Source organism: Taibaiella lutea (assembly GCF_008629695.1).
GTDB lineage: Bacteria > Bacteroidota > Bacteroidia > Chitinophagales > Chitinophagaceae > Taibaiella > Taibaiella lutea.
Map to the genome: position 1 here is coordinate 229,606 of NZ_VWSH01000003.1, position 25,809 is coordinate 255,414.

Annotated in this window: 22 protein-coding genes; 17 read left to right on the forward strand and 5 right to left on the reverse strand. The window is 38.6% G+C overall.

Annotation, left to right across the window (positions count from 1 at the left end):
- Nucleotides 1-90 precede the first annotated feature (90 nt).
- On the forward strand, nucleotides 91-1,227 hold the full coding sequence (locus F0919_RS12220) for an NAD(P)/FAD-dependent oxidoreductase (protein WP_150033054.1): 1,137 nt from the start codon (nucleotides 91-93) through the stop codon (nucleotides 1,225-1,227).
- A gap of 523 nt (nucleotides 1,228-1,750) precedes the next feature.
- On the forward strand, nucleotides 1,751-2,116 hold the full coding sequence (locus F0919_RS12225; RefSeq protein WP_150033055.1) for a DUF2200 domain-containing protein: 366 nt from the start codon (nucleotides 1,751-1,753) through the stop codon (nucleotides 2,114-2,116).
- Between the two features lie 12 nt (nucleotides 2,117-2,128).
- Here the strand turns inward: F0919_RS12225 and F0919_RS12230 are convergent, their stop codons facing one another.
- Nucleotides 2,129-3,100, reverse strand: coding sequence for a lysylphosphatidylglycerol synthase domain-containing protein (locus tag F0919_RS12230; protein WP_150033056.1), 972 nt, complete (start codon nucleotides 3,098-3,100; stop codon nucleotides 2,129-2,131).
- Between the two features lie 64 nt (nucleotides 3,101-3,164).
- Here F0919_RS12230 and ruvC point away from each other — a divergent pair, with 64 nt between their 5' ends.
- The 6 genes from ruvC to F0919_RS12260 all read left to right on the forward strand — a co-directional run bounded on the left by ruvC (nucleotide 3,165) and on the right by F0919_RS12260 (nucleotide 9,395).
- Nucleotides 3,165-3,731, forward strand: a complete 567-nt coding sequence (gene ruvC, locus F0919_RS12235; protein WP_235903504.1) for a crossover junction endodeoxyribonuclease RuvC — start codon at nucleotides 3,165-3,167, stop codon at nucleotides 3,729-3,731.
- 28 nt (nucleotides 3,732-3,759) lie between these two features.
- Nucleotides 3,760-4,221 carry an IS200/IS605 family transposase gene (gene tnpA, locus F0919_RS12240; RefSeq protein ID WP_150033057.1) on the forward strand — a complete coding sequence of 154 codons (462 nt, stop codon included), beginning with the start codon at nucleotides 3,760-3,762 and terminating at the stop codon, nucleotides 4,219-4,221.
- A 416-nt stretch (nucleotides 4,222-4,637) separates the two neighbouring features.
- Nucleotides 4,638-6,749: a methionine--tRNA ligase gene (gene metG, locus F0919_RS12245; protein ID WP_150033058.1), complete on the forward strand. Its 2,112-nt coding sequence runs from the start codon at nucleotides 4,638-4,640 to the stop codon at nucleotides 6,747-6,749.
- Nucleotides 6,750-6,883: 134 nt separating this feature from the next.
- On the forward strand, nucleotides 6,884-8,233 hold the full coding sequence (locus tag F0919_RS12250; RefSeq protein ID WP_150033059.1) for an efflux RND transporter periplasmic adaptor subunit: 1,350 nt from the start codon (nucleotides 6,884-6,886) through the stop codon (nucleotides 8,231-8,233).
- Nucleotides 8,234-8,316: 83 nt separating this feature from the next.
- Entirely contained in the window at nucleotides 8,317-9,102 is a 786-nt protein-coding gene (locus F0919_RS12255) for an SAM hydrolase/SAM-dependent halogenase family protein (protein ID WP_150033060.1), read from the forward strand.
- A complete protein-coding gene (locus F0919_RS12260; protein ID WP_150033061.1) occupies nucleotides 9,099-9,395 on the forward strand; it encodes a putative quinol monooxygenase in 297 nt (98 codons plus the stop codon). The genes F0919_RS12255 and F0919_RS12260 overlap by 4 nt, the downstream gene beginning before the upstream one ends.
- A gap of 146 nt (nucleotides 9,396-9,541) precedes the next feature.
- Here the strand turns inward: F0919_RS12260 and F0919_RS12265 are convergent, their stop codons facing one another.
- The gene (locus F0919_RS12265; protein ID WP_150033062.1) at nucleotides 9,542-11,152 is read right to left on the reverse strand and encodes a T9SS type A sorting domain-containing protein; all 1,611 of its coding nucleotides are present in this window, start codon (nucleotides 11,150-11,152) and stop codon (nucleotides 9,542-9,544) included.
- Nucleotides 11,153-11,508: 356 nt separating this feature from the next.
- On the opposite strand from F0919_RS12265, the gene F0919_RS12270 reads away from it, so the two are divergent.
- The 5 genes from F0919_RS12270 (at nucleotide 11,509) to F0919_RS12290 (ending at nucleotide 20,602) form a co-directional block, all read left to right on the forward strand.
- Nucleotides 11,509-11,928 carry a hypothetical protein gene (locus tag F0919_RS12270; protein WP_150033063.1) on the forward strand — a complete coding sequence of 140 codons (420 nt, stop codon included), beginning with the start codon at nucleotides 11,509-11,511 and terminating at the stop codon, nucleotides 11,926-11,928.
- A gap of 98 nt (nucleotides 11,929-12,026) precedes the next feature.
- Nucleotides 12,027-14,387 carry a PKD domain-containing protein gene (locus F0919_RS12275; RefSeq protein ID WP_150033064.1) on the forward strand — a complete coding sequence of 787 codons (2,361 nt, stop codon included), beginning with the start codon at nucleotides 12,027-12,029 and terminating at the stop codon, nucleotides 14,385-14,387.
- 128 nt (nucleotides 14,388-14,515) lie between these two features.
- Nucleotides 14,516-14,920 (forward strand): hypothetical protein, encoded by a 405-nt coding sequence (locus F0919_RS12280; RefSeq protein WP_150033065.1) that lies wholly within the window; start codon nucleotides 14,516-14,518, stop codon nucleotides 14,918-14,920.
- Between the two features lie 74 nt (nucleotides 14,921-14,994).
- Entirely contained in the window at nucleotides 14,995-17,727 is a 2,733-nt protein-coding gene (locus tag F0919_RS12285; RefSeq protein ID WP_150033066.1) for a PKD domain-containing protein, read from the forward strand.
- Nucleotides 17,728-17,998: 271 nt separating this feature from the next.
- On the forward strand, nucleotides 17,999-20,602 hold the full coding sequence (locus F0919_RS12290) for a gliding motility-associated C-terminal domain-containing protein (protein WP_150033067.1): 2,604 nt from the start codon (nucleotides 17,999-18,001) through the stop codon (nucleotides 20,600-20,602).
- Between the two features lie 73 nt (nucleotides 20,603-20,675).
- Here F0919_RS12290 and F0919_RS12295 read toward each other — a convergent pair whose 3' ends face one another.
- On the reverse strand, nucleotides 20,676-22,079 hold the full coding sequence (locus F0919_RS12295; protein WP_150033068.1) for an MBL fold metallo-hydrolase: 1,404 nt from the start codon (nucleotides 22,077-22,079) through the stop codon (nucleotides 20,676-20,678).
- A gap of 167 nt (nucleotides 22,080-22,246) precedes the next feature.
- Nucleotides 22,247-22,987: a formyltransferase family protein gene (locus F0919_RS12300; RefSeq protein WP_150033069.1), complete on the reverse strand. Its 741-nt coding sequence runs from the start codon at nucleotides 22,985-22,987 to the stop codon at nucleotides 22,247-22,249.
- A gap of 185 nt (nucleotides 22,988-23,172) precedes the next feature.
- On the opposite strand from F0919_RS12300, the gene F0919_RS12305 reads away from it, so the two are divergent.
- The 4 genes from F0919_RS12305 to F0919_RS18840 all read left to right on the forward strand — a co-directional run bounded on the left by F0919_RS12305 (nucleotide 23,173) and on the right by F0919_RS18840 (nucleotide 25,028).
- Nucleotides 23,173-23,757, forward strand: a complete 585-nt coding sequence (locus F0919_RS12305) for a peroxiredoxin (RefSeq protein ID WP_150033070.1) — start codon at nucleotides 23,173-23,175, stop codon at nucleotides 23,755-23,757.
- Between the two features lie 124 nt (nucleotides 23,758-23,881).
- Nucleotides 23,882-24,457 carry a carboxymuconolactone decarboxylase family protein gene (locus F0919_RS12310; protein ID WP_150033071.1) on the forward strand — a complete coding sequence of 192 codons (576 nt, stop codon included), beginning with the start codon at nucleotides 23,882-23,884 and terminating at the stop codon, nucleotides 24,455-24,457.
- Between the two features lie 38 nt (nucleotides 24,458-24,495).
- Nucleotides 24,496-24,726 carry an addiction module component CHP02574 family protein gene (locus tag F0919_RS12315; RefSeq protein WP_150033072.1) on the forward strand — a complete coding sequence of 77 codons (231 nt, stop codon included), beginning with the start codon at nucleotides 24,496-24,498 and terminating at the stop codon, nucleotides 24,724-24,726.
- A 14-nt stretch (nucleotides 24,727-24,740) separates the two neighbouring features.
- The gene (locus tag F0919_RS18840; protein WP_190277375.1) at nucleotides 24,741-25,028 is read left to right on the forward strand and encodes a type II toxin-antitoxin system RelE/ParE family toxin; all 288 of its coding nucleotides are present in this window, start codon (nucleotides 24,741-24,743) and stop codon (nucleotides 25,026-25,028) included.
- 42 nt (nucleotides 25,029-25,070) lie between these two features.
- Here the strand turns inward: F0919_RS18840 and F0919_RS12325 are convergent, their stop codons facing one another.
- Nucleotides 25,071-25,790, reverse strand: a complete 720-nt coding sequence (locus F0919_RS12325) for a pyridoxine 5'-phosphate synthase (RefSeq protein WP_150033074.1) — start codon at nucleotides 25,788-25,790, stop codon at nucleotides 25,071-25,073.
- Nucleotides 25,791-25,809: the final 19 nt, after the last annotated feature.

Here is a 25,809-nt window from a genome sequence, read left to right on the forward strand (position 1 = left end):
GTTTTATTGTTCAATTGTTGAAATACGACACAGTAATTTATCGGCCAACAATAAAGCAATTTATCCGTTCAGCAATAAAACAATTGAAAAATGTCAAGCTACTGGGAACAGCAATCTTTACTGCATTACGACCATATCATTATCGGCTCCGGCATCGTCGGCTTACATACTGCCATTGAATTAAAGGAACGGTTTCCACATGCGCAGGTTTTGGTTTTGGAAAGAAGTTTGTTCCCTTTTGGCGCAAGCACACGCAATGCAGGTTTTGCCTGTATGGGCAGTTTCACGGAGTTGTCAGATGATCTGGCATCTGTCAGTGAACAGGATATGGTTGACTTGTTCCTGAAGCGGAAGGCAGGACTGGAATTGTTAAGAAAACGACTGGGCGATACCGCTATCGGCTACAAGGAAAACGGCAGTTATGAATTGATATCGAAAGCAGAAATGCCTTTACTGGAAAGATTTTCATATCTCAACGAACTTATTGAAAACGCAACCGGAATTATACCTTTTAAAGTAACTGCAAATAAAATAAAACCTTTCGGATTCAATGCATCGCTGGTGGAAAGTATGATTGAAAATACGATGGAAGGTGAAATCCATACCGGCAAAATGATGCGCGCATTAGTACAATATGCAATTAAGTCCGGCATAGAGATCAAGACAGGGGCTATAGTAGAAGCATTTGAAGAAGAAGAAAAGAAAGTAGTTGTTTTTGTAAAAGATAACACCAGAAAAACGCTGCTCCCCTTAAGCTGTGAAAAGCTTTTTATTTGTACAAACGCATTTTCCAAACAACTTCTACCGGATATAAGCCTCCAACCCGGCCGTGGCCAGGTTTTAGTTACAGAGCCCATCACAGGATTACCTTTCAAAGGCATTTTTCATTTTGATAAAGGCTACTATTATTTCAGGGAAATTGATGGGCGGGTATTGTTGGGCGGTGGCCGGAATCTTGATTTTGAAGGGGAGCGAACTACCGATATTGAATTGAATGAAAATATACAATCTCATTTAATCCGTTTATTAAAGGAAATGATTTTGCCTGATCATACTTTTGAAATAGCACAACAATGGTCGGGCATTATGGCATTCGGCGAAGACAAACGGCCTATTGTTAAATCATTCTCTGATAAAATTTACGGTGCCTTCAGAATGGGTGGCATGGGTGTAGCTTTAGGTGCGGGTACAGCAAAAGAGTTAGTTGATTTGGTCTTATTCCATTGAAGAGCATATGGTTACCTAAGAAAAAGAAAGGTACTACCTTAAGAAAAAGCAAGGTACCACCTAAGAAAAGGTAAGGTGCTACCTAAGAAAAAGCAAGGTATCACCTAAGAAAAGCTAAGGTACCACCTAAGAAAAGGTAATGTATCACCTAAGAAAAGATAAGGTATCACCTAAGAAAAGGTAAGGTACCACATAAGAAAAGGTAAGGTATCACCTAAGAAAAGGTAAGGTACTACCTAAGAAAAAGCAAGGTATAACCTAAGAAAAAGCAAGGTATCACCTAAGAAAAGGTAAGGTACCACATAAGAAAAGGTAAGGTATCACCTAAGAAAAGGTAAGGTACTACCTAAGAAAAAGTAAGGCATCACCTAAGAAAAAGCAAGGTATCACCTAAGAAAAGGTAAGGTACTACCTAAGAAAAGGTAAGGTAGAGGCCGTAAATCACGAGTTAATACCTATGCAGAATGACTGAACTCTTTATTATTTTATTATAAAAACACAATTATAATAACAAAAATGCAACATGAACACTTCTGACACACATAATCAGCGCATTGCAAAAATGATCTTTGCTTCTGTCTATCCTTTGTACGTTGCCAAAGTGGAGAAAAAAGGCAGAACCATTGAAGAACTGCATCAGGTTATAGAATGGCTGACTGGCTTTGATAACAAGAAGCTTCAGGAGCTCATAAAAGAAAAGGTAACTTTTGAAACTTTTTTTGAACGCGCTTCCTTAAACCCTAATGCACCACTCATCACAGGATTAATCTGTGGCTATCGCATAGAGGAAATTGAAAATCCATTGACAAAGCAGGTAAGGTATCTGGATAAGCTGGTCGATGAATTAGCAAAGGGCAGAAAGATGGAGAAGATGCTGCGGGGTTCATAAGCCCATTCCATCTTACACTTTGCTTTTGCCAAACCGGATGGTCAGCATCAAGATGCTACCCACTATTGCGGGCAAAACCAGATTCAACAACCATATCATATAACTTCCCGCCAAAATAGCCAATCCGCTTGCAGCAATATTGGTAGAAGTAAAAAGCAAGTTGGCAACATAACCGCGTACACCCAAATCGGCAAAAAAAACAGAAGGAATAACGGTTATCATCCAAAACATCAGACCTGATACTAAAATACCTTCAAGCCATGGTATGCCTGCTCCAAAGACATTTGCCAGAATCAGGAACTGAACATTATAAACACAAAACCTGCAAAAGGAAATACCTAATAATTGCAGCAAATCTGTCCTTGAATATCGCTTCAGGATACGGATGGAGACAATAACTTTCCGGAGCCATTTTTTACCGTCTGCCCAATCTGCAATTAAATCAATTCTCAGATAAACAAACAATAACACGGCCGCAGAAAGCAATGCAGCAATCAATGTTAGTTTCTGCCAGGTGCCCGGATAAGCAATATTGAAATAAATCAACCCCGCAATACCGAATGAATAAGTAACGATTGTCTGGGATAAATTACTGATAAGGGTGGCAATTGCTGCCCGCAGTTTATTTTTATCATCGACATACAATATTCTTCCGGCGAAATCGCCTATTTTATTGGGTGTAACCATTGAAAAAGCTATGCCCGTAAGAATAGAAGCCAATGCTTTGAAATAACGGACCGGTTGAATTTTAAGCAACAATTTATACCACTTTGCAGCCTCGAGCATCCAATTCACCGGCGCCATAAGCAACACCAATATAAGCAACCATTTATTCCCTTCACTGAAATGTTGTTTAAAACCTTCCCATTGCGTAGCGAAATCATCCTTTTGCGTAACCTGCCTGTAAATAAGCCACAAGAGAAGCACCATCAGCAATGGAGATAAAATATAATTGAGGAGTATTTTTTTGGTAGTTTTGTTCACTATAATAAAATGTTTTGATTCCGATGTCTAATGTCTGATATCTAACATCTAATCTCTAAAAAAATTGACAACTATTCTCGGCATCGACCCCGGCACACTAACCATGGGTTACGGCATTATTTCTGTGGACAAAAGTAATCTTTCGCTTGTGGAAATGGGCGTACTGCATTTGTCCAAATATAAAGAGCATTCCGAAAGATTGCATTTTATATTTGAAAGGGTAAGCGCATTGGTACAAATTCACAGACCTGAAATGGTGGCATTGGAAGCACCTTTCTTTGGCAAGAATGTACAAAGTATGCTGAAATTAGGCAGGGCACAGGGGGTAGCTATGGCTGCCGCAATGGCACATGGCAGCCAAGTGGTTGAATTTGCTCCCCGTAAAATCAAACAAATGGTTACGGGCAACGGGAATGCATCTAAAGAACAAGTATGGAAGATGTTGCAGCATCAGTTAAAATTTGAGGAAAATCCCGATTTCCTGGATGCAACCGATGCCGTTGCTGCGGCTTTATGCCATCATTTTACTACAGGAAAAGGGAATAACGCCAATATTACAAAGGCTGCGCCAAAAAAGAAATCAAATAGCTGGGCTGCATTTGTGGATGCAAATAAAGAAAGGGTGAAATAAAGTTAACAACTATAGTAAAAACGTTTAAATGGCTAATACTTATACTCAAATTCATATACAATTCGTATTCGCTGTCAAATTTCGCAATGCTCAGATAACGGAAGCAATCAAGGAAGAACTGTATAAATATATTTCGGGAATTGTTCAAAATTATAATCACAAACTTTTAGCAATCAACGGCATGCCTGACCATATTCATATTTTTATTGGAATGCGTCCAACACAATCCATATCAGACTTGATGAAAGAAGTAAAGGGCGGATCATCTTTATGGATAAACAGCAGAAAAGTACTTAATGAAAAATTTGAGTGGCAGGAAGGTTATGGTGCATTTTCATATAGCAAATCCCATCTTCAAAATGTAATCCATTATATAAATAATCAGGAGTTACATCATAAGAAAATGAGCTTTAAAGAAGAGTATCTTGATTTCCTCACAAAATTTGAAATTGATTTTGATGAAAAATATACTTTTCATGATTTGCTTTAATACATGTAGGTAATCTTGCCCCTACGGGGCAAAACAAAGAACATTTGCTTATTTTCTACCAATATTTCATCCCTATGGGATATAAGTAGCTACCAATATTCATCCTTATGGGATATAAACACGAATACAAAAAAATGTTCTGTAGGAATAAAATATTGACAGCAAATGAATCATACTATTGGTTTCGCCCTGTAGCTACCAATATTCATCCCTATGGGATATAAACACGAATACAAAAAAATGTTCCGTAGGAACAAAATATTGGTAGCAAATGAATCACACTATTGGTTTCGCCCTGTAGGGGCGAGATTACAACATTACATCTACTGTTTTATCAGACTATTATTTCCATCTCCACGAAACAAAAACTTCCTTCCTACCGAATTAATTACGATTTTTGCGGTCAGAAAATTATTATGGCTACAGATTATAAAAGAATATTGGTTACGGCGGCTTTACCTTATGCCAACGGGCCTGTACATATAGGGCATCTGGCAGGTTGCTATTTGCCTTCGGATATTTATGTGCGTTACCAACGTGCACAAAAACGCGATGTAAAATTTATTTGCGGAAGTGATGAACATGGTGTTCCTATTACCATTCGTGCAATGAAAGAAGGTATTACGCCGCAAGATGTTGTAGACAAGTATCATGCTTTAATCAAAGACAGCTTTGCGCAAATGGGCATCTCGTTTGATATTTATTCCCGCACTTCTTCAGCAACACATCGTCAGACTTCCCAGGCATTTTTTAAGAAAATGTATGATGATGGTTTGTTTGAGGAAAGAGAAAGCGAGCAATATTTCGATTCTGAAAAGAACATGTTTTTAGCTGACCGTTACATTGTAGGTACCTGTCCTAATTGTGGCAATGAAAACGCTTATGGTGACCAATGCGAAAGATGCGGCACTTCTCTTTCTCCGGAAGAACTGATTAATCCCCGAAGTGCCCTGAGCAATGCGCCTCTGGTAAAAAAAGCTACTAAACACTGGTACTTTCCATTGAATGATTATGAAGGCTTTCTGAAAGAATGGATTGTGGATGGAAAGAAGGATGAATGGAAGCCCAATGTATATGGTCAATGCAAAAGCTGGATTGACAGCGGCTTGCATCCTCGTGCCATGACACGTGACAGTGACTGGGGCGTACCTGTTCCTATTGAAGGTGCGGATGGCAAAGTATTATACGTCTGGTTTGATGCGCCTATCGGTTATATCAGTGCAACTAAAGAATTATTACCTCAAAGCTGGGATGAATACTGGAAGAAGGAAGATACCAAACTGGTGCATTTCATCGGTAAGGATAATATCGTTTTCCACTGCATTATTTTCCCTGCAATGCTGAAAGCTCATGGCGGTTTTGTGTTACCGGAGAATGTGCCTGCCAATGAATTTCTGAATATTGAGGGCGAGAAAGTTTCAACTTCGCGTAATTGGGCGGTTTGGGTTAATGAATATGTGCAGGAATTCCCTGACATGCAGGATGCACTGCGTTACACACTTTGTGCTAATGCTCCTGAAACAAAAGACAATGATTTTACATGGAAGGAGTTTCAGGATAGAAACAACAGTGAATTGGTTGCCATCTTTGGTAATTTCATCAATCGCGGCATGGTCTTGATGCATAAGCTGTGCGGCGGTAAAGTACCTGCTTTTCATGATGATGCAAAGGAAGAACGTGATATTGAATTAATCAAAGAAATCATGGCTTCTAAAGCGGCTATTGAAAAGAACATCGAGCAATACCGTTTCCGCGATGCCTTATACGAAGTGATTGATATTGCACGTAAAGGCAATAAATACTTGCAGGAAGTAGCCCCGTGGTCATTGGCTAAAACACCTGAATTGCAGGTAGAGAACCAAAAGAAAATTGATAACTGTTTGCACATCTGTTTGCAATTGACAGCAAATCTTGCTATTTACTCTAATCCTTTTTTACCTTTTACAGCAAAGAAAATCTGCCACATGTTGAAAGTGGTAGATAAAATGCTGGATTGGGAAAATGGTGGTCGAATGGATTTATTGAAAACAGGTTATCCCTTACGTGCACCGGAATTATTGTTCCGTAAAATAGAAGATACAGAAGTGGAACAACAGCGTCAGAAACTGGAAGAAAGAGCTATTGCATTCAAAGCACAACAAATGGCTAACGAACCTAAACCTCAAACAGTAGTTGAAGAAGCAAAAGCACACGAACTAAAATCAATTATTGAGTTTGATGATTTTGCAAAAATAGAATTGCGTGCAGGAACTATCTTGTCGGCAGAAAAAGTTCAGAAAGCCGATAAGCTTTTGAAACTGGAAGTTGATCTGGGTTTTGAAAAACGAACTATTGTTTCAGGGATTGCATTGCATTATCAACCTGAGGATATAGTTGGCAAACAAGTAACTGTTGTAGTTAATCTTGCTCCAAGAAAAATGCGTGGGATTGAAAGTGCGGGTATGATTCTGATGGCAGAAGATGCAAATGGTAAACTTATATTTGTTTCACCGGAAACTACAGTTGGCGCAGGCAGCGAAGTGAAATAGTCTCACTTCGCCGAAAAGCAAAATCATTTGAGTTAAGAATGATGGAATGAAGTTATCATTTACTAAATTTGATTTTAATAAGTTTAAATCCTTATTCCTATTATTGGCCGGGCATTTATTGCAATATCTAATTTATGAAGAAGAAAACAGTTTGGTGGGTTATTATCATAATTGCAGTCATATTAATACTTGCATTAATCCTAAAAAATTCAGGTGTTTTTGGCGATACCAACAGCCTGCGGGTGGCCGTTGATACAGTTGGCGATCGTACCATTATTCAAAGCGTGAGCGCGAGCGGAAAAATTTATCCTGAAACAGAAGTAAAGATAAAGCCCGATGTAAGCGGCGAGATAGTGGAGCTGCCCATACTTGAAGGCGATTCGGTAATAAAAGGGCAACTATTGGTACGCATCAATCAAAGCATTTACAGTTCCGAAGTGCAGCAGGCAGAAGCTTCTATGAATCAAAGCAGGGCGAGTGTGAATAATGCAAGGGAAATGGTAGCACAGGCAAAAGCTCAAATGAGCCGCACACAATCAAACTACGAAAGGAATAAAGAGCTGTATAAAAACAAGGTCATCAGTAAAATGGAATTCGAACAAGCCGAAGCTGATTACCTTTCTGCGAAAGCCAATTATGAAGCCATGAACGCTAATGTTACGGCAGGTAACTTTGGTGTAAGCAGTTCTCAGGCAAGTGTTTCGCAGGCAAGGGAAAATTTAAGGCGTACAATTATTACTGCTCCGACTTCTGGCATCATTTCACAATTGCTGGTAAAAAAAGGCGAACGTGTTGTGGGTACTGCTCAAATGGATGGCACACAAATAATGACTATCGCCGATTTGGGCAAAATGGAAGTACGCGTTGATGTAAGCGAAACGGATATTCCGAAAGTAAACATCGGCGATACGACTTTAATTGAGGTAGATGCTTATCGCAGCCAGAAATTCAAAGGAGTTGTTTCTAAAATTTCCGTTTCAAGTGTTCAGTTAAATTCAACGACAGCAACCATTTCAACCGATCAGGTTACCAATTATACGGTTCATATTCTTATGCTTCCTGAATCCTATGCAATGGTACGTAATCAATTGGGTAAAGGTAAGTTTCCTTTCAAACCCGGAATGACCGCGGGTGTTGAAATCCAGACTCAAAAACAATCAGGCATTCTTGCAGTTCCTATAAATGCGGTTACCACAAGAGACTGGCCCGATTCCCTAAAGAAAAAGAAAGATGCGGATGGCGCTGAAATTACAGATATCAGACAAGTAGTATTTGTTTATAATGCCGCTACCAAACAAGTGCTTATGCGGGATGTAAAAACAGGCATTCAGGATAATGAATATATACAGATACTTTCAGGGATCAAAAAAGGCGATGTAGTTGTAGTAGCTCCATACGGAACAGTTACCAGAGATTTGGAGGATAAGAAAAAGGTGCGAGTGGTTCCTAAAGACCAGATTTACGAAGCAAAAGAAAAAGAATAGTTTTATAAAGTGCAAAAGCCATGAACAACTCTGTTTTCATGGCTTTGATTTATTTGAACAGACAGACGGATTTACTACTATAGATGATCATTACTTTACTTTCAGATTTTGGATATCAGGATAATTATGCTGCCGTAACAAAAGGTATTTTACTGCAGCAAATGCCGCATGCCAATATTATTGACCTTAGCCATGATGTAGAACCTTATCATTTGCTGGAATGCAGCTATTTATTAAAAAGCGGTTACACAAATTTTCCCGATTATACTGTACACCTTTCCTTATTCAATATTCTTCATGAAAATCCGGCTAAAGTTCTTTTGGCAAGGAAAAATAATCAGTTTATCATTTCAGCCGACAACGGCCTGTTGCCATTGACTTTTGACGATACATTGGACGCCATTTACAAATACGATGCGTTTGCAAAAAATTATACAGAATGGATGCAACTGGCTGCCAGACTGATTAAAGATTTGGAGCAATCACAATTCGATTTAAAAAATCTGGAAGCATACCAACCTGCAACCAATGGCGCACAATTTTCAGCCATAGAATCTGAGAATGCAATTGAATGTCAGGTAATTCATATCGACTATTACGGCAATGTCATTGTAAACATTACTAATGATAAATTTGAACAGATAAGGCAGGGACGTAATTTTCAGATACACATTGTAAGAGATGTGCTGAACAAAATCGGAACTGATTATGCTGATGTTACCGAACCGGGCAAGGCTGTCTGCCTGTTTAACAGTGCAGGGTTTCTGGAAATTGCAGTTAATCAGGGAAGCGCTTCCAAATTACTGGGATTAAAACTCCACAAAGACAAGATGATTTATTACCAACACATAAAGATTGAGTTTCTATGATTGTGAGAATAGTAAAGATGGAATTTCAGGAAGATAAAGTGACTGATTTCCTCCAATTATTTGAGGAAAGGAAAGAGCGGATTCGTCATTTTGAAGGTTGTAAGCATCTGGAATTATGGCGCCAATCAGGGAAAAGCAATATATTCTTTACTTATAGTCATTGGAACGCTGAAAGCGATCTGGATCATTATCGTTTTTCCGATTTTTTTAAAGACACCTGGCAGTTGACCAAAGCATTGTTTGCAGCAAAGGCCGAAGCATGGAGCGTGGAACAGGAAGTGGTAATGGAATAAAAAGCAAATGCTTCAAAAGCATTTAATCAGATTCGTCTAAAAAACCCATAAAATGCACAAGTAAAAACGGCTTGTGCATTTTATGGGTTTTTATATTACTGTTGAGTATTCTCCTTTATTCAAATTCTCTCAACAGATTTCAAACGCTAATCAACCTTTATTATTTTTTGATTCTGAATATAATTTAGTTCTGCATTCGAAGTTGTCAATAAATACATTCCTGCAGGTAAATCAGCAACTACAGCATGTAAATCTGTTTCAAATTGTTTGCCTCTGATTACTCCTGAATAAAGGCTTCTGCCATTTATTGTTGTCAATGTAGTTACAACATCTTTATTTAATAAAACTGCGGGTATTGTTGTATGCAAATAATTTTTAAAAGGGTTAGGGGAAAAAGTAATTTTTAGATCTTTATTTTCAGTAACGTTACCAACGCCGGTTGTACCATGTCCTCTAAATGCTACATCTCCCCATTGATGAAACAAATGAGTTGATTCATTGTTATTTCCGGAATAGACGGCATACATATAGGAACTATATTTGTCATCTTTAGAAAAATGTAAATTCTTAGAATCAGGATCGAGGGAAATTAACTGATAATCGTAAGGGGCCGTGGGACCTACAAGCGTGGTCCCGTCACTACTGATTTCTGCTGCAAATAATCCTTCTAATCCGGGTGTTCCCGTAATTCTTCCTCCCACATGTATTGATTGTCCGGTTATATCATAAGCTATTGTTGATTCAGAGAAAGTTCCATAAGGCGTAACATCAAAATTTGGAAAATCAGTACCATTAACGATGTTCTTAGTAATCGGAGCTACACTTGTTACGGGTTCAGATAAGCGTACCTTTAGTCCCTCATTATCACAATAAGTATAAGCCCAACTCGCAGAAGGGGCAAAAGTGCATACCTGAGGACAATCAATCGTAGCAAAATTATACAATGTAGTGCCGGTGATATTATTTACATCTTCTACTACCGGGGAATAGCTTGCCGGATTTGCAGCAAAAACAGTCAGGAAAGGAATAGAAGCTTCAACAATTTCGGTAGAATTAAAATCATGATAAACGATATGCGCTTCAAGCCCACCGGGGGAACCACCATTACTTTTGCTCAAAGCGACGTCAGGATATGCATAATTCTCCGTTCCACTTAATGTAATAACCTGCGTTTGCGTCAAATCATTTACAAGCATACACTTTATCACATAACCGGGTATGGGCATTAAAGGATCATATTCATCCCAAACAATTGCAATATGGGCACCTAAATAGGTATCCATATTTATTACTTTGTGTGGCATGGTAGATAAAGTATCGCTGGTGTAAAGCACAAATGTAGTACCATTCCACTTGTACCGTTCAAATACAAAAGCACCATTTGTATAGTACGCTGTACAGATATAATCGCCTCCGTTTATTGATGAATAAACGGCTTCGATATTTCCACCGCTTATTGGAATTACACCCTGTGATATAACAGCAGGAGATGCGGGAGCACTAATTGTTGAAGATAAAAAACGCCATACTATTTTTCCGGAACAGCAAAGGCCGCTATTTGTCCATCCTGAAACACAAAACTCACCGGGACCACTATTATTAAAAAAGGCAGTAACACTATAAGCAGAATTAGCAATAATGTTAGTACCCGGAGTTGGATAAATGTCAGGATTGATACTGAGGGGTGTTAAATATGGCTGAGCATTTACAAAATAACTTAACAAAGTCATTACGGACAATAATGTAATTTTTTTCATTGGTTATGTTTTTTTGGTTATTGGTACAATTCAAATGCAATATACAATAATATTTTATAGTTTACTATCGTATTTTTTGTCATTAAAAACATCAATATTGTAAATAAAAGTTAAAATATCCTTTGATTGATAACTTGAAAAACTGAAGTGAAAATTGGAAGAGAATAAAATGTCAAAATATTGTACTTTAGATGTTCGATTGGATTTTAATTAAAAAATAATTGACAATTCACAATTAAGTCATAAGCCGATAAAGTATACCCATCTTTTATAAGGAACCAAATGTCTTTGTAAATGGTAACTTGATATTTGCCAGGCAGAGGTATTATTAAAATTATTCAACAAACAAATAAGAAATGAAAAAAACATTCATTACTTCCTTTTTTATGATTGGCTTTACTGTTGCGGGTTTTTCGCAAACAATAAACCCTATTAATACAGCTTTAATGACAAAAGCACAAGTTTTCACTAATGAAGTAATGCTTAATTGTCATTCATCACATAGCAACGACTCTATGCAATTTATTGCCAATGCTGAAATTCTGACTCGTATTGAAGTTACTACCGAATCATATCAATCTGCTGAAACTTATAAGCTATTGTCAACTGTTGCATTAAAGAATAAATGTAACCCGTCCTTAACAAGAGATGAGCTTAATTTCAATCCGAGTAATTTTAATCCATTGAAATATTTTCTTAATTGGTATCCGGGCACCATTACAAAATACAGGGTTGACAATACCAACTATGTTATAATTGTACACCCGAAACTATAATTACGGCATACGAGTTTGTACGCCCGTACTTTATTAAATAATTACAAATATCCAGACAACTGACATTATTCAGAATTTAATATTATAATCTATTAAAGATGAACAATCAAAAATTACAATTTGGCAAAAAGATACAACGACTTTGTTGTTATTTATTTGTTCTGACTTTTACATTATCTTTTACAAACGTCCAGGCTCAGGTATTATCACCTTGTGATGCCAACCCTTTTTGCAGTGATAGTAGTTACGTATTTCCTAATACAAGTGGGAATATTTTTTCCGCACCAACATCTCCTCCCGTTGACTATGGCATCTGCTTAAGTCAACCTAATCCGGTTTGGTATTGGATGCAAATTGGAACGGCAGGCACAATGCAATTGACTATGACACAAACAGCAGTAGGAGGTGGATTAACAGATATAGATTATGCTATGTGGGGGCCTTTTACCGATTTAGCCAGTGGTTGCGCTGCCATCCTTGCGGGCACTCCTTCTATACAATCAAGTTATGATGGAGGCGGATTTCCTGAAGTTGTAGGTCTTGGTCTGATTGGCGGAAGCGGCATTGGCGGAGGTAATGGCGGAGCCGCAACTTCCGGTACTACAACACCGCCTGCCGCACAAGTGGGTCAGGTTTATATTTTAATATTAACAAACTATGCAAATTCTGCGGGCACTATTTCTTTTAGCCAGACTGCAGGAACAGGTGCTGCGGATTGCGGCATCGTTTGCGGCCTTACTGCTGACAATTCGGGAAATGCCTGCATGGGTAACAATGTCACCGTCGAAGCACACAATACCGATACAACCATTTCATGGAGCTATCATTGGACAGGACCAAACGGTTTTACATCCAATGCTAAGAACTTTACATTTACTCCTACCGCTGCCGGTGTTTACAATTTTGAGGTAACAGCAATTTCATCTGAACAAGACACTTGCCATGCAGCAACATCCGTTACAATATTTGCAAAACCAAATGTTGCGCTTGTGGATAACAGTGATAAGGTAATATGTTTCCCTCAAACAGCTACTTTATCGGTAGCTAATCCGACTGCCGGAGATACGTATCAATGGTTTGACAACGGTGTGGCAATTGCAGGCGAAACAACATCCTCAATTACTATTGATACAACAGGTGTATTTAAATTAATTGCCCAAAACGCGAATGGTTGTGTAGATAGTACTATACCTGTTCATATAACATGGGATAAAGTGGATTTGGATTTCAGCTTTCAGGTTTCAAAAGGATGTACAGAAGACACAGTCAGGTTCACAAATCTGAGTGAGCAAGGAAAATATTGGTGGAATTACGGAGATCTGACATCGCCGGATGATACTGTTAAAAACCCAACCCACATTTATGACGTTCAAAATATTTATACAGTAAGGCTTAAAGTTAAAGATTTAGGTGGCTGTATAGATTCCGTACTTAAAACAGTTGATGTAACGCACCCTTTGAATGCTGCCTTTACGCAAAGTGTAGATACAATTTGTTTGAGTGAAGGCGCTCCTGTTGTATTTACAGATGCATCAGTTGGCGACATAAGCAACTGGAACTGGAATTTTGGAGAAGGGGCGCCCTCAACAGCACAAAACCCTACTTATATCTTTACACAAGCAGGAAGTCATAGCATACGATTAGTTGTAAAAGAAGATAATCTGCCTTGTTACGATACTGCTTACAGTACGGTTCAGGTAGATGCAGTGCCTTTTTTCAATATTACACAGGATAAACATGTTATCTGTGCAGGTGAAGCACTGAATTTCGATGCAGATTACTACGCAAATACCATCAGGAATATTGCATGGAATTTTGGAGACGGGACTCAGTGGAATCAATTTGGCGCATCCACACACCATTATGAAAATCCGGGTGTTTACTGGATTACGGCTGATGCCGATTTCGGTGCCTGTGGTATAAGCCATGCCACAGACTCTATTGTGGTGAACGCATACCCGGTAGTGAATCTTGGTCCGGACAGTGTTCTTTGCCTTGACGGCCCTGCTCTTACTGTTTCAGATTTAAATAATGCTTCGGATCCTTCCATAACATGGCATTGGAATACAGGAGCCATTACGCCTTCCATCGAAATTGTTCATCCGGGAACATATTCACTTACAGCAACAAAAGATGAATGTGCTACAACGGAAACTATTGAGGTTAATAAAGATTGCTATACCGATGTTCCGAATGTGTTTACTCCAAACGGTGACGGTGTAAATGATTACTTTTATCCAAGGCAACTGCTAAGCAAAGGCGTTGTAGGATTCAGTATGACTATTTTCAACAGATGGGGACAAAAAGTATTTGAATCCAACACAGCAAATGGCCGTGGATGGGACGGTAAGTTTAACAGCAAAGACCAGCCGGTGGGTGTTTATATTTATCAGATAAATGCCACTTTGAAAAATGGCCGTAACGAAAGTTTTACCGGAAATGTGACATTGGTAAGATAATTCAACAAATAAAGTTTTCATCAAGAAGTCCCTCCTGGCTCAGGAGGGACTTCTACATTTACATGTAGCCCAACTTTTATAAAGAACATATTGTCTAAAAGTATGACCAAAAAACCATTCCTGAATTTATGACTAAAAATATATTACGATTTACAATATTATGTATTGTATTTTTCTCTGGTCTAGGAAACAAAAAAAGCTTCTCCCAAACAACTGCAACCATTCCCGCTGCAGTTAAGCAAGCCTACGGAGACGCAGCTACATCTTTTTCAAAAGAACAAATAGATTGGCTGATAAATCAGCTTGAAAGATCTAAAATTCAGAAAAAGAAACTGATAACAGGAGAAGCTATTCCTTTATTATCAAGCGTCAGCCTTATGTCCAAGTTTATCCCTTCTCTTCAAAAGGACAACTTCAACAATCCCCAATCCATTAACCCATTAAAATATAATATAGATTTCTTCAAGACAGAAGACCAGTCTTTCAGAATTGACGGCACAGATTATGTGCTTTTTATTGCCGGTAAGAAGTAAACTATCCCTGATTATTAACCAATGCAGCAATATTTTTTGCTGCAATATTCTTTACTCGTTATTAAGCCTGAAATATGAAAGCAAAAAAAATATACACCTCTATATTGCAAATTCTGCTGATTTCCTGTCTGACATTTTTATTGCCGGGCAAGGCTTTTTCGCAATGCCAAACGATAATGGCGCATGTAACCAGCACTGCACCTGCAGCAGATCCTGTTGATTCTGTAATTAAGATTTGCAAAGGAGATGGCGTAACCTTTAACGGTAATGCTACTTTTTCAACAGGCGGAACAGGTGCTACTTACAGTTGGCATTTCAATGATGGCGTTATTCTAAATGGTCTATCGGTAAGCCGTGCATTTCCTAACGAAGGCGTGTATGTAGTTGATTTTGTAGTAACCGACAATCAGGGTTGTGTCAATAAAAACTGTGACAGCCGTCGTATTATACATGTTTCAACAACCCCACACTTCAATCTTACCACTTTTCCCGATACGGTTTGCATCAATAAGCTTTCCTATATTCACGGTGTAGTCACACCGGTGGAAGGGGTTTATAACTGTGCCCCGCCAATTGCTGACACTACGTATCTTCCCGATGGTTCAGGTGTTTCTTACACAACAAGCATTACTGTTTCTTGCTTTACACCCTGTGATACCGTAAGAACAGCTGCCGATGTTGAAAGTATTTGTATTGATATGGAGCATTCTTATATTGGAGATCTTGACGCTAAAATAATATGCCCGAATGGTCAACAAAATAATCTTTTTCATACAAATGGAGCACCAGGTGCAGCTTCGCAGTATTTAGGTGTTCCCGTTGATTTTGGTCCCGCTAATGGGCCGGAGGATAATCAATACTGTAGTGGCTCCAATTACTGTTTCAGGATGGATGCAACATGGGGACCTTTTATAAGTATGTTGAGCAATACAACACCGGTAAGCTGTACCTCCACTTTTGGTAATACTACTACCGGTAGTTCAATGATAGCCGGAAACTATCAGCCGGAGCAAAGCTATAACAGCCTGATAGGTTGCCCCTTAAATGGTAACTGGACTATTCAGATTACGGATCATCTCGGCTCCGACAACGGCCACATTTTCAGCTGGGGCATAGAATTTAATCAAAGCCTTGGCAGCTATTCTTTTTTACCTACTTACCCTGTTACGCATTGGGCTGCCAATGCTGACATCGTTGCTACCTCAAACGGAGGAAGCGATATCACCATCAAACCCACAACTCCGGGGATACATTGTTATACCTATCAGGTTATGGATGCCTTTAACTGCAGCTATGATACAACTATCTGCCTGTATGTAATTGATCCGGGCAATCCGGGTAAAGATTCTTCTGCCAATCTTTGCCTTGATCAGGAAACTGTAAATGCATTTGATTATTTAGCAGGTAATCCGACTCCCGGCGGCACATGGACCGGAACAGGAGTTACCCCCAATGGAGACTTTAATCCTGCTGCTGTAGGTGTAGGATATTATCCATTAGAATATAAACTTACAAAATGGCAATGCGACACAACGGCAATAGTTACTTTTCATGTAGTTAACAGCGTGAATATTGATTTCAGCTATGATCTTGGTTTAGGTTGCGTAGTAGATACCGTTCATTTTAACAATCTAAGCGATACCGGAAAATACTGGTGGACATTCGGAGACGGAACCTTCCCTGCTGATACTACCATGAATCCAACACACATATATCAGGATCAGAATTTCTATACTGTAAAATTAATTGTGAAAAATGAGCTTGGATGTATTGATTCTGCTCTTAAAGTGATTGATATTACTCACCCGATAAATGCTGCGTTTACACAAAGCGCAGATACTATTTGCTTAGGCGAGGGCGCACCTGTGGTTTTCACCGATGCTTCTACCGGCGCTATTACTGATTGGAACTGGAATTTCGGAGAAGGCACTCCATCCACAGCCCAAAACCCTTCTTATATTTTTACGCAAGCAGGAAATCATACCATTAGGTTGATTGTAAGCGATGCTATACCTTGTTACGATACAGCTTATAAGCAAGTGCAGGTTGATGCAGTTCCTTATTTCTCTATTTCTCAGGATAAACATATGATTTGTGCCGGTGATGCTTTAAATTTCGAATCGGATTATTACGCTGCTACAATCCGAAACATTGCCTGGAATTTTGGCGACGGTACCCAATGGAACCAGTTAGGAGCTACTACTCACCGCTATGAAAATTCCGGAATTTACTGGATCACAGCAGATGCAGATTTCGGAGCATGCGGCATTAGCCATGATACAGATTCTGTTATAGTAACTGCGCTTCCGCTTGTCAATCTTGGGCCCGACAGTGTACTCTGCTTAGATGGCACTGCGCTAACTGTTGCAGATTTAAATAATGCATCGGATCCTGGCATGCAATGGCAATGGAGCACAGGTGCAACAACACCTTCCATACAAATAGTGCACCCCGGTATCTATTCTCTGACTGCAACAAAAAATGATTGTGCAACCACTGAAACAATAGAAGTGAATAAAGATTGTTATACCGACATTCCAAATGTATTCACACCGAACGGAGATGGTGTAAATGATTATTTCTATCCTAAACAATTACTAAGCAAAGGCGTTGTTGGATTCAGCATGACCATTTTCAACAGATGGGGACAAAAAGTATTTGAATCTACTACGGCAAATGGTCGTGGATGGGATGGTAATTTTAATAATAAAATGCAGCCCGTTGGTGTGTACATTTATCAGATGTCTGTTATAATGAAGAATGGCCGTTCAGAAGAATATACCGGTAATGTAACTTTAATGAGATAACCCCCATTTTTTCTTATTTTATTAAATGAAATAGTACATAACAGTTTGAGCAACTTGTATGTACTATTTCGTTTAATTACCTTTTATAATTGCACATTCCTGTTCTAAATAGTTCTTTTTGTTGTTAGATTAATTTATATTTGTAGGGCTTGAATTTGATTAGCAGATTGTTTGTTCTGAACGTGGCTGAAAATATGATGTCTTTTGTGCCAAAACCAGTTTTAATCTTAAATACAGAATTAAACCACACAAAATAAAATCTTCAATATTTGTGAAAAAAATCTATACTCTATTTGCATTATTGTTTCTTGCAACGTCTGGTTTAAAAGCCCAAATATCGTTGCAATACAATGATACCACGCTTTGCCCGGGGCAAACTATTACGATGTGTGCTTCTTTAACCGGATTGGCAGATGCCTTGAATTCTGACGATCAGTCCAGCGGCATTATTAATTTAGGTTTCCCTTTCGTTTTTTTCGGCAATACTTATACCAAATGCGTAGCATCCGGCAACGGGATGATCAATTTTGATACAACGTTAGCCAATACCGGATGGGGATGGACCTGGGGACAAATAACAGGCGGAACAAATCCTGTTGCAAATGAGGCCATTTTTGCCACATTTTGCGATTTATTTCTTCCTTCAGGCGGACAAATCAGATATCAACGCCTGGGTTCTGTAGGCCAAAGAAAATTTATCATTGAATGGTGCCAGGTACCCGTTTACTCAGGAGCATGTGCTTCTGCTATTGTTACAACTCAGATTGTTTTATATGAAGGTTCCAATCTGATTGAAATTCATACAACTAATCTTCCGGCAATAGGTCCATCTTGCCCAAGTGCTTCACCTGGATATTATCAACAGGTAGTTCAGGGTGTGCGTAATAGTGACGGTTCAGCATCTTTCTTCCCTACCAACAGAGATCCTGTTGTTAGCACAACCAACTGGGCAGTTACAGGTCTTGCTAACGATGCTGTGAGATTTACGCCCACCAGTAATACCAACTATACTATTACACCAATTCCTTTTAATCCATTTCCTATCATTGACTCTGTTTACTCTGATAATTTAAAATGGTATGCTCCCAATACAACAACACCTTTTGCGACAGGTGCCTGTGCAACCACAACGGTCCTGCCCGGTGTAAATTATTATACTGTTCACTATGACGGCATTGCAGGCTGTCAGGCAGATAGTGCGCACCTTATAGACACCGTGCATATCCTTTATGGTGCTAAATATGATACTTTAAATGTGGACATATGCGTTGGCAGTACTTACAATTTTTATGGGCATGCACTTCATCAAACAGGTCAATACGATACGACTTTTTCAACTGTCGGAGGTTGTGACAGCGTTATTACTTTAAATCTATCTGTTAATCCTTATCCGATTGTTTCGCTTACGGATACAACCTCTCGTGTCATTCTCTGCAGAGATGTAAACGGAACTATTGCTCTTTCAAATCCTGCAAGTAATTATAGTTACCAATGGTATCGGAATGATTCGCTTTTAACGGGACAAACGGCATCATCTATCAGCTCATCAATTCCCGGAGCTTATAAAGTAGCAGTTACTACAGACAAAGGCTGTTCATCCGTTTCGCAAACCGTTCATTTTGAGACGGACGCTATTCATGTTGATTTTAATATTGACTTGTTTAAAGGCTGTGTAAACGATACTATACGACTTACCAACCTAAGTACCGTAAACAGTACCTATAAATGGAATTTTGGAGATGGAACTTTTCCTCCTGATACAACCTTAAATCCGACACATATCTATCAGACGCAGAACGTTTACTTTATTAAATTAATAGCTACAGATACCAACGGTTGTGTTGATTCAACACTTAAACAAGTCAATACGCTACACCCTTTAAATGCTGCATTTACATCAAGTGCAGATACAATTTGTCTAAGTGAAGGAGCTCCTGTAGTCTTTACAGATCAGTCCGTTGGCGCCACTTCCTGGAATTGGAATTTTGGTGAGGGTTCTCCTGTAAATACGCAAAATGCATCTTATACTTTTACACAACACGGGGCGCATAATGTAAGGCTGGTTATTCACGATGATATTCCATGTTATGATACAGTTTACCATATAGTACAAGTAGATTCTGTACCTTACTTTTCTATTGCTCAGGATAAACATGTTATGTGTGCCGGTGAGCAGTTAGATTTCACCTCTGACTTTTATGCAACAACGCTCAGAAGCATTTCATGGAACTTTGGAGATGGTTCTCAATGGAACCAATCAGGTGCAACTTCACATCATTATGAAAATCCCGGTATATACTGGATTAATGTAGATGCAGATTTTGGTGTTTGTGGAATAAGCCATGCCATGGATTCCATTGTGGTAAATGCCTTCCCGATAGTTGATCTTGGCCCTGACAGCGTGTTGTGTTTAAATGCATCAGCTATCAGAGTTGCTGATTTACACAATACGGGAGACCCTTCTATACAATGGGCGTGGAATACAGGAGCAACAACTCCATTCATTGAAGTCAATACGCCAGGAACTTATTCTGTAACCGCTACTAAAAATGATTGTTCCACCACTGAAAGCATTACAATAAATAAGGATTGTTACAACGACATTCCAAATGTATTTACGCCAAATGGCGATGGTGTAAACGATTATTTTTATCCTAAACAATTGCTGAGTAAGGGTGTAGTCGGATTTAGCATGACTGTATTCGACCGTTGGGGACAAAAAGTATTTGAAAGCAATACACCTAATGGACGTGGATGGGATGGTAAGTTCAATAATAAGGTTCAACCGATGGGAGTATATATCTATCAGATGTCTGTTGTTATGAAAAATGGCCGTACTGAAGAATTCACCGGCAATGTAACTTTGGTAAGATAATTTACAATACAGACAGATACAAAAAAGGTCAGGTTTTTTTAAAAACCTGACCTTTTTATTTATCAGAAAGAGATTAAGCCCTTGCCTCGGTAGGCTTTACTACCGGAATACCTTTCATATCTTTAATTTTACCAAAACCGCCTAATACATTTCTCAGATTATGAAAGCCCTGACGCTTCATTAAAGAACAGGCAATTACACTACGGTAGCCCCCTGCACAATGAACATACAGATTAGCTTCATCGTCTATTTGCGCCATGTGCAACGGATTCACCAATTCACTCAATGGCATATTCTCCGCTCCCTTAACATGTCCGCTTTCAAACTCAGCAGGCTTTCTGACATCAATTACCTGCAGTTTGTTATCGAAAGGAATATCCATCGCTAATTCTTCCGGTTCAATATCAATGATGATATCGATTTTCTTATCTGCATTCAACCATGCTTCAAAGCCCCCGTCCAGATAACCGATTACTTTATCAAACCCTACACGTGCCAGACGAATCACGGTTTCTTCTTCTTTACCTTCATCTGTTACCAAAACAATATTGGTATCAAAAGGCAAAATACTTCCGGCCCATTCTGCAAACCGTCCGTCAAGCCCGATGCTTATAGATTCAGGGACAAAGCCATTGGTAAATTCTGTAGAATTCCTTGTATCTAAAATAATAGCGCCTTCTTTTACGCATTTTTCAAATTCAGCTATGGTTAAAGCTTTCAAAGCATTTGTTCTGATAGCATCCATACTTTCATAACCTCTGGAATTAATTTCCGCATTGATAGGAAAATAAGCAGGGGGTGCATTTAAACCTGTTGTTACTTCTTTTACAAATGCCTCAACTGTTTGATCCTGCAAAGCATAGTTCGTCGCTTTTTGAGTACCTATCGTACTGAATGTTTCTTTACCCAGATTCTTTCCACAAGCAGAACCGGGGCCATGGGCCGGATAAACTATAACATGATCCTGCAGGGTTTTGATTTTGGTGTTCAATGAATTGTACATCATTGTAGCTAAATCTTCCTTGCTTAGATTACCGCTGAACAAATCAGGACGGCCTACATCACCCACAAATAATGTGTCGCCCGTAAATACAGCATAATCCCTTCCTTCTTCATCTGACAACAAATAACAAGTACTTTCCAAAGTATGGCCGGGCGTATGCAGTACTTTCATCTTCAGATTACCGATGTTGAAAACTTCACCGTCTTTTGCCAAATGAAAATCGAAAGCGGCATTTGTTTGAGGACCATAAACAATAGTAGCACCCGTGGCCTTTGCCAGGTCTAAATGACCACTTACGAAGTCGGCGTGAAAATGTGTTTCAAAAATGTATTTGATAGTAACATCATGCTCCTCTGCTAATTTTAAATAAGCATCAATATCACGAAGCGGGTCAATGACAGCAGCTTCTCCATCATCTGCGATAAAATAAGCCGCCTCACTGAGGCAACTTGTATATAATTGTTCTACAAACATAAATTCATTTCAATTTTAAAGGGGCAAAAATTGTGCTTTCGCCTGTTGCAAAAGTACGCAATATCTTCAGGAAAGATATTCGTTGGGGCAATCGTAATATAAACAGAAATAATCAGGTTTATCGGACTGAAAACAATTGCATGCTCATTTAAGTTCAGATTAAAGTATTAATCTTCTATTTTAAAATAGACCTTTTTATCGCCCATTAAAGCAAATGGAGGTTCAAATCCGGGCATATAGGTTGCCCTTATTGTTTTTTCAATCGTACCGGCATCCCGGTTCAAATCAATTTGTTTCAGTTGTTGAATTTCGTTCCTGAAATGAAGATGTTCTTTACGGGTTTTAAATAATTCGGATTGTGGCGTTTTTTCGTATTTGCCTTGAATTAAATCTGCGACAGAGGTTTCGAATAATCGAATTGCAGCGCTGAATGTAAGTTCATACAAATCATTCACCCAGCAATTTTCCGGTACGGAAAATCTTTCTTCAAATAACAAGGCCCCATGATCTATTCTGGTATCCATTTCATGGATAGAGACGCCAAATTCTTTTACTTCGTCCATTATGGCAAAAGAAAACTGATTGCAGCCACGATATTCCGGCAACGGAGCCAAATGCAGGTTCACGGCTATTTTTGCAGCTTTTTGAATATGAGAAGTCTTTAGCAATTCATGATGCTGAACAGAATAAATAATATCGCATTCAGGTATTTCATCCAGGCTTCCAATCAATGGAATTTTATGTTCGTTTGCTAATGCTGCCAGGTCATTTCCGTCACCGAACTCTGTACGTAAACGAGTCCTGATTCCGATAACTTCAATATTCAGCACATCTTTATGATTCAGCAAATACTGCAAACATTGATAGCCTATTGGTTTGGAACCTAAAAAAACAATTTTTGTTGCCATGGCCACAAAAATAAGTATATAATGTGCTCAAAGGACATGATATGCTTTAAAATAACACTTGACTTTATTCAACCGCATTGAGTTTCCCTATTTTTTAATAGGCAAAACTTTATTACTATTCCGAAAAGGGCGTTTATCTTTGCGACGCAAAAACAAAATAGTAATTCAAAAATTCAAAATTTAAAATGAGTAACAAAACAGCTTCAGTAGGTAGCAAATTCCCTGAGTTTAAGAAAAAAGCAGTAGTAGCCAATGCATTAAATGCAACAGCGCCCGGACAAGAATTCGCAGAAATTACAAATGAAATCCACACAAAAGCAGGCCAATGGATGGTTATGTTTTGGTGGCCAAAAGATTTCACTTTTGTATGCCCTACAGAAATTGCTGCATTCAACAATGCATTTGGAGAATTTGATGATCGTGATACAGTATTGATTGGAGCCTCAACAGATTCTGAATTTGTACACCTTGCATGGAGAAAAGACCATGATGATTTACGTGGTTTGAAATTCCCTATGTTGGCTGATACTTCAAAATCATTGGCTGAAGAATTAGGTATTTTGCAAGCAGAAGAAAAAATCGCTTACCGTGCTACTTTTATCGTTGACCCTCAAGGAATTATTCGTTGGGTAAATGTAAATGATTTGAGTGTTGGTCGTAATGTGGATGAGGTTTTACGTGTATTGGATGCACTTCAGACAGATGAGCTTTGCCCTTGCAACTGGAAAAAAGGTGAAACCACTTTGACAGCACAACTGCAGGAAGCATAATTTTAATTAAGACATGAGATTTGAGATGTGCGTATTGAGATTTAAAAAAGATTTCAATATTCGCATCTCTTCCTTTTTATTTTAAAATAGGAATTTAATTTTTCAAATACCATCTCTAAATATAATGAACGATACGATTCAGAATCTGTTTACAGATTTACAAATTCCGGCTGATCATAAAAGTATAAGCCTTGAAAGACTGGCTGCTGTTGACAGCCGTTTTTTAAAAGATTTAAAACTGAATGTTGCAGCGGTATTAAAAAGTGCCCACATTAATAAGAAAGAGTCCTACCTCCTTGCCCTTTCAGTTGCTGTAAATGAAAAGTCAGATGTTCTGATAAATTCCTTCGAAGCCTTGGCACGTCTGGAAGGTGCTACAGATGCAGATATTGCGGAAATTCATGCTTGTACCTCTATCATGAAAGCCAACAATATTTTCTATCGCTTCCGTCATTACATGCACGATAATCAGTACTACAATAATACACCTGCAGGCTTGCGCATGAGCACTATGATGAATCCTGTTCTGGGCAAAGAGTTTTTTGAATTGGTAAGTCTTGTTGTGTCTTCATTAAACGGCTGTGAGCTATGTGTTACATCACACGAAGCATCTGTAAAACAACACGGTGCAAGCGAAGCAAGAGTATATGACGCTATTCGTTTAGGCGCTGTAGTGAAGAGCCTGGTGGTGGTTTTGTAAAAAAGGCTGTAACTTTATACATCTTAAAACAGCAAAGTATGAGTGTGCAATATATTTCAGATAGTCATGGTGTAACTACCGGGGTTTTTATTCCAATCAATGAATGGAATGAATTAAAGGACAAGTATAAAGACATTGAGGATGAATCATCTGATGGTGTGCCGGAATGGCAAAAGGAAATCGTTCTCAAAAGAATAGCACAATATGAAAAGGATGGCATAATGTTAGATTTTGATGAGGCTATGAAAGATATTGAAAAAGATCTTTGATGTATAAAGTTGTTATGTTACCATCCGCAAAACAGGATATTAAAGAAGCTGCCACCTGGTACAATAAAATACGAAATGGCTTGGGAAGAGAATTTACAAAAGAAATAAGATTGAAAACATACTTTCTGAAAAATAATCCGTTTGGGTACAGTATACGCTATAAAAATATAAGAGTTTCAACTATAGAGAGGTTTCCCTTTCTGATCCATTTCAAAATTGAGGAAAGTATCCAAACACTATTTATAATTTCAGTATTTCACACAAGTCGAAATCCTGAAATCTGGAATAAAGGATTGGAATGAAGGATAAAAGATTTGCTAACTTTTAAAAAGTTGGCAAATCTTTTATCCCAACTGCCTTTTATACAACTGCACTGTATTCTGCAATCCAAAATATAAAGCATCGCTTATTAAAGCGTGCCCGATAGAAACTTCATCAAGATTTGGAATTTGTTGTGCAAAATATTGCAGGTTATTCATGTCTAAATCATGACCGGCATTTAACCTAAGACCAACACGTTCTGCTTCTTTAGCAGCAGCAACATAATTTTTAATCGCGGCTTCTCTGTCATTGATAAAATGTTTGGCATAACTTTCAGTATATAGCTCAATCCTGTCTGTTCCGCATTCTTTTGCAGCGGTAACTAATTCAACAACAGGATCAACAAATATAGAGACGCGGATGCCTGCATTTTTAAAAACAGGAATAATGCTTTTCAGGTAAGTCGCTTCCTTAATAGTATCCCAGCCATGATTAGAAGTAAGCTGGTCGCGGCTGTCAGGCACCAATGTTACTTGTGCCGGTTTATTCTCCAGAACTAATTTAACAAAACTGTCTTCTACAGGATTTCCTTCAATATTTAATTCCGTATGAATTACTTTCTTCAATTCATACACATCCGAATATCGGATATGCCTTTCATCAGGACGCGGGTGAACCGTAATGCCATCGGCGCCGAAGCGTTCTATATCAAGCGCGGCTTTAACGAGATCAGGATTATTACCGCCACGGCTATTACGAAGTGTGGCTATTTTATTGATATTTACAGAAAGTTTTGCAGGCATTTTTATTCAGATAAAGATT